Annotated in this window: 5 protein-coding genes and 1 pseudogene; 5 read left to right on the forward strand and 1 reads right to left on the reverse strand. The window is 57.0% G+C overall.

The genetic code is table 11. The features are described 5' to 3' along the window. Nucleotides 1–1,995: lytic transglycosylase domain-containing protein (locus ACILQA_RS09470; RefSeq protein WP_395629473.1), on the reverse strand; the 1,995-nt coding region annotated here is incomplete at its 3' end. Nucleotides 1,996–2,082: 87 nt separating this feature from the next. Here ACILQA_RS09470 and dapA point away from each other — a divergent pair. The 5 genes and pseudogenes from dapA to ACILQA_RS09495 all read left to right on the forward strand — a co-directional run. Beyond that, nucleotides 2,083–2,958, forward strand: a complete 876-nt coding sequence (dapA, locus tag ACILQA_RS09475) for a 4-hydroxy-tetrahydrodipicolinate synthase (protein WP_395629474.1) — start codon at nt 2,083–2,085, stop codon at nt 2,956–2,958. After that, a complete protein-coding gene (smpB, locus tag ACILQA_RS09480; RefSeq protein WP_125230014.1) occupies nt 2,958–3,440 on the forward strand; it encodes an SsrA-binding protein SmpB in 483 nt (160 codons plus the stop codon). The genes dapA and smpB overlap by 1 nt, the downstream gene beginning before the upstream one ends. Continuing rightward, nucleotides 3,437–4,003 (forward strand): DUF2062 domain-containing protein, encoded by a 567-nt coding sequence (locus tag ACILQA_RS09485; protein ID WP_333568846.1) that lies wholly within the window; start codon nt 3,437–3,439, stop codon nt 4,001–4,003. Before smpB ends, ACILQA_RS09485 begins: the two co-directional genes overlap by 4 nt. Nucleotides 4,004–4,075: 72 nt before the next feature. After that, a pseudogene (locus ACILQA_RS09490) lies at nt 4,076–4,303 on the forward strand (M13-type metalloendopeptidase); the annotation flags it as partial. Nucleotides 4,304–4,333: 30 nt separating this feature from the next. After that, nucleotides 4,334–5,757, forward strand: a 1,424-nt coding sequence (locus tag ACILQA_RS09495; protein ID WP_395629475.1) for a PAS domain-containing protein, incomplete at its 3' end; no start/stop codon positions are given.

The following is a 5,757-nucleotide window of genomic DNA, read 5'->3' on the forward strand; positions in this document are numbered from 1 at the left end:
CGGCGTTGCCGACCGCACGCGCGCGCGTTCGGGGTGGAGATGATCGTACATCACCGCATTTTCCAGCACGCGGTAAACATAATCGCGTGTCTCGCTCAGCGGGATTTTTTCGATCCATTCCATCATGCCGATGCTGCCCGTACGCGGGTCACCATAAGCCTTTAGCCACTTGTTCACATTGCCGGGGCCACCATTATACGCCGCGATCGCAAGGGGATAGCTTCCGTCAAAATAATTCAGCATGCGTTCGATATATGTCGCGCCAAGGGCGATGTTGTAATCTGTATCGACGGTCAGCGCTTCGGGGCGATATGCCATCGCGATTTTGCCCGACGTCTCGCGCGCAGTGCCAGGCATCAGCTGCATCAGGCCGCGCGCACCTGCGTGGCTGACGGCTGCCCGGTCAAACTGGCTTTCCTGCCGCATGATCGCATGGGCAAGCGTCCATGTCTGGTGATGCGCGGCGGGAACATTGACCGTTGGGTAGCTGTTCCCCAAAAGTTCAGGAATACCTGCCGATCGGGCGCTGCGACCCGCCATCACCGCGAGGTCAGGACGGCCCAATTTTTGGGAAAGGCCAATGGCTATGGCAAAATCATCCGTATCCTTGGCATTTCGGGCAATGGCCCTGAAGAAATTGCTTTGGTCCTTCCAACTTCCATATTTGGAGGCGAGGGCTGCGGCCAAATAGACTGCCGGTACATCGCCCTCCGCCAAAACGGGTGCAGCGGGGGTAATGCGTGGCACCGGGGGCAGGGGACGCCGCAACTGTTCAAGTGACAGCTGGCCAAAAAAGCTTTCATAATAAGCGGCGGCTTGTTCATGATAGCGTGTGGCCGCCGCTTGATCTCCGGCTTTTGCCGCAGCTTTGCCGGCAAAGTGTAAACCCTTTGATCGGGTCTGCGCCGATTTCGCAGCGGACGCATAGCGTTCGAACATCGCAACGGCATCACCAGGGCGGCCAAGCCTTTCCATCGCCGTCATGCCAGCAAGCCATGTCAGGCTGGTATAGCGATCGCGTATGGTGATATCTTGATCGATCATGACAAGGCCGCGCGGCGTTGCGTCGTCAACGCGTGACGCTATGCGGTACGCGACGTCATATTGGCCGTCCTTCGCGGCTGCCTGCGCATGCGTCAGCAGCAATTGATACCAGTCCTTCAGAACAGGTACAGGCGCAGCAAGATTGGCACGGTTCGCCAGCAATTCGCGCGCACCGATGCTGTTGCCGGAGGACCGCATAAAGTCTGCTCTGGCGGCGATTAAGCTCGCTTCACTATTGGCCAGTGCTCCGGCGTCCAGAACCTTTTGATCAGCGTCAGCGGCCTTCAGACGCGTGGCAAGCGCCGCAGCAAAGGCGGGGCGACGTTGCGGAGATGTATAGGCTATCCAGCGTTCTGCGCCACGGGTTGAGCCCGACCATAATAAGCGGTCAACGCGGGCGTCATGGTCAGCGGACGTAAAACGGTTGCCGGCGATGCGGAACATACGTGCTTCGTCATCATCGTTTAGGGCGCCACCGCGCCATGCCGCGCGCGCTTGTGCTTCCGCGCGCGATGTGTCGCCCGATGCGTGAAGCGCAATTGCGAACCTTGCGCGCCCCGCGTTGGTGAGGGGAGGTAAGCGGTCAAAGAAGGCCACAACCTGACTGGGCGACAATGACAGAGGATTGATCGCCTGTTCTGCGTTCTTGCGCATCTCATCGCTATTTGGCCAATCTGGATAGCGCATCAAAAATGCGGCATATTCGCCAAAACTGAAATTGCCGGGAGCGCTCAGCATTTTCCAACGCTGCAACGCGGCAGGGACTTGGCCCTCGCTTGGGTCATATTGCACCGCCGGGGCCTGAGGCATTTGCGCAGTGGGCGCAGCAGCAGGGGCTACCCCTGTACCGCGCTGCCACGTTATGCCATCGCTTTGTTGGGCCGCCACAGCGGTCGAAAACGGAATTATCAGCATAGATGCCGAAATGAGATGCTTTACCATGCTGGACATATTATGTGCCCCATCCTTATCAGGTGCTGAACGAACGACTATATAGCCCTTAGCGGCCTATATGGCCCAGATTGAAAGTGTAATGCTATGTTTTCGGGATCGATACCGGCTCTAGTGACTCCTTTTTACGACGGAGCGTTTAGCGAAAAGCATTTTCGCGGGTTGATCGATTGGCAAATCGACCAAGGATCAAGCGCGCTGGTGCCCGCCGGGACAACCGGTGAGGCGTCAACGCTGTCGAATGCCGAGCATCATCGCGTGATCGAAGTGTGTATCGAGCAAGCCGCTGGGCGCGTACCCGTGATTGCCGGCTGTGGGTCGAATGACACCAATAACGCCATTCTCCACCTTAACTTTTCAAAGAAAAGCGGCGCGGCTGCCGGGCTTGTTGTCGCCCCTTATTATAACCGCCCCAACCAAGAGGGCATTTATGCGCATTTCGAGGCGATGACCAAGAAGAACGATCTGCCTATCGTGCTGTACAATGTGCCTGCGCGTACGGTGACGGACATCAAGCCGGAGACGGTTGCGCGCCTTGCGCAGTTGCCGACGGTGATCGGTATCAAGGACGCAAGCGGTGATATGCCACGCGTAACGGACCATCGCTTGGCGTGCGGACCTGATTTCTGCCTGTTGTCGGGCGTGGACGAACAGTCGCTTGCGTTCAATGCAGCTGGCGGGCGCGGGTGTATTTCGGTTACCGCAAATGTTGCGCCGAAGTTATGCGCAGAATTTCAGGCAGCATGTGCATCGGGTGACTATAACTTGGCACGCCAACTGAATGATAAGCTGTATCCACTTCATTTGGCGTTGTTTTCTGACGCATCGCCGGGCCCAATAAAATATGCGTTGTCACGCGTCATCGACGGTTTTCCAACCGAGTTGCGCTTACCAATGACCCCGCCAAGCGAGGCGAGCCGACGTCAGGTTGATGCCGCCTTGGAGAATGCAGGGCTTATTTAATGACGCGTCCAAAACCCGAAGCATTCAACAAAGTTAAAACCGTCGCCGAAAACCGGCGCGCTCGTTATGATTTTCATATCGATGACAAATATGAGGCCGGAATTGTCCTGACCGGAACCGAAGTGAAATCTTTGCGCTTTGGTGAAGGTTCCATCGCCGAGAGCTATGCCGAAGTCCGCGATGACCAGATTTGGTTGATTAACGCGAACATCCCCGAATTCAGCCATGGAAACCGGTTTAACCACGAACCGAAGCGGCCCAGAAAGTTGCTATTGAACGAGCGCGAAATCAACAAACTGCATGGCGCGGTGATGCGGCAGGGCATGACGCTTGTGCCTCTGTCGATTTATTTCAATGGACGCGGCAGGGCGAAAGTGGAATTGGCATTGGCAAAGGGCAAAAAGGCACCCGATAAACGTGCTACCGAGAAAGAACGGGATTGGAAGCGTGAGCAAGGACGCATTATGCGCGACCGTGGATGAGTAAGTTTGATACCTGGTTGCACAGGCAAGCACCCACGCGCGACAGCTTTGAACGCAGCCGCTTTCTGCGGCCGTTTGCGCAGCGCGTGTTTCATCCAGCTCTCTGGCGTTTTACACGGCGCTCGGTCCCGCGCGGTGTAGCTCTTGGCCTGTTGGTCGGGATTTTCCTTTTGATACCGGGTGTCCAGATCGCTGGTGTCGCGCTGCTTGCGCTGCCATTTCGGGCAAATATCCCCATCGGCGCGGCCATGACGTTCCTAAGTATGCCGGCCACAACACCATTCATTTTGCTTGGGTCGGTGTATGTCGGGGAATCAGTGCTGCGGTTGAACAATGGCTCAGGCCATTTTTATCAACTTATCGAGACATCGGCGCCGCTGTCCGCGTGGGGTGATTATGTCTGGAACGAAGCACCCTTGGCGCTTGTCCAAGGCGTCGCAGGGCTTGCGATCATATCCATCGCAGCAGCGCTCATCGGTTATGTGCTCTCGGCGTGGTTCTGGCGCTGGCGGATAAGCGCCAAGTGGCGACGCCGGTCAAAGTCAATTGCGTCTCGTGGATAAGCTTTTTTAGCCTTTTGCCACACCAGCTTTCGCGCACAGCCAATCTCATGTGATGCAAGAGCCGTCTAAACAGGGGGCGAAACTGGGTTGGTGATTGACGGAATGTCCGGCGATCAGCGCTTTTTCCTTGGCTGGGCGCAGCTAGGGCGCAGCAATTATCGTGAGGCAAATTTGCGTCAGCGCTTGATAACCGAGCCGCACAGCCAGTCGGAACAACGCGCGGGGGGCGTGCGCAATCTTGACAAATGGTACGATGCGTTCCAGCCAAAAGCAGACGGGCAATTGTACCTCAAGCCTTAGGACCGCGTTCGCATCTGGTAAGGAGCCGCTTTGAACAAGATATCCCCGCCGACCCAATTCCAGATATTTGGCGGGGACATGGACCAGTCCGCCAAGCTGGATGTGCGTCAGCTGGCGGTATTGGCGTTCGCAACCTTATTGTCCCTGGCGATATTGTGGTTTTCGACGGGCAACATCATTCTTGTCGGTTCCTGCGCCGCCGTCATCATTGCGGCAGGTGCGCTCATTCACTTTTTCCGTCATGCGGGTTCGGTCGAGGTTACCGTCGATGTCTCGCCGCCGGACTGGTCCATCGCGCACGCTGCCACGCAGTTGAACGACGCTGCAATCGCCATAAGTGACCGTGCTGGTCAGCTGTTATGCGCAGATGACCATTTTACGAAAGCGTTTCCCGGACTGAAAGCGCCGCCGGATCTGGGGTTGGATGAAGCGAGCCAATCGTTGATGGTTGCGGCAGGTCGTGCCGCATGGCGCGACGGCAGTGCCCAGATCGATACTATAACGAAGGACCAACGCGCCTATAGCGTGAAGGTTGCCCGCGCGGGCGCCTCTGACGAATATCTATTATGGAGGCTCGCGCCCATTGAGCGGATTGCCATTGAAAGCCTTGCGATTGAGCTGATTATCGGACGTATCGGGCGTGCCATGTCCGGCAGCGGCGTCATGGCTGTCGCCGTTGGTCCCGACGGCTGCGTTCGTGCGGCAAACGCTGCTTTTGCCTTGCGCGCAACGGGCACGGATCAAGTTCCCCTCACTGGCCGTTCATTCGCAGATTTTGTGCGGATGGACGACAAGGGCAGCGTCTTTTTTGAACGCGAAGGACGTCGCGGCTTGCCTATCCGGCTTCTGCACGTGCCGTTGAACGCACATGATGTGGAAGGCTCCGCCTTGCTGCTCGCGGTGGACGAAGACGGAGCAAAGGTCGACCGCGGCCTCGCGCTGGCACATGTTGAGCAATTGCTCTCCACACTGCCTTTGGGGCTGGCGCTTGTTGATCGCGATGGCCGGTTCCTGTTTGCCAATGACGCATTTGCACGCGTGCTGGATGTCGAACCGACCAAATTGCCCCCTTATCCGGGCGATCTTGTCATTTCTGAAGACAAGGGCGTGGTCTTGGATAGCATTCGCCGTTATGGCAGCGGGCCCAAGACGTCAGGCGACATCGCCATTCGCTTGAAAGAGCGACCCGATGAAGTCATTGCGCTCTCCATCGCTGGCGTGCGCGGGCTTGGTGGCGCTGCGGTGCTGCTTGGACTTAAGGATAATAGCGAAGAGATAACCCTGAAGCGGCAGCTCGCCCAACAAACGAAGATGGAATCGATCGGGCAGCTGGCGGGCGGTGTTGCGCATGATTTCAACAACATCCTGACCGCGATTATCGGATATTGCGACCTCATGCTGCTGCGGCATCAGCCCGGCGATGGCGATTATGATGATATTCAGCAGATCAAGAA

This window comes from Sphingorhabdus sp. (assembly GCF_044239005.1).
In the GTDB taxonomy this organism is placed as follows: domain Bacteria; phylum Pseudomonadota; class Alphaproteobacteria; order Sphingomonadales; family Sphingomonadaceae; genus Sphingorhabdus_B.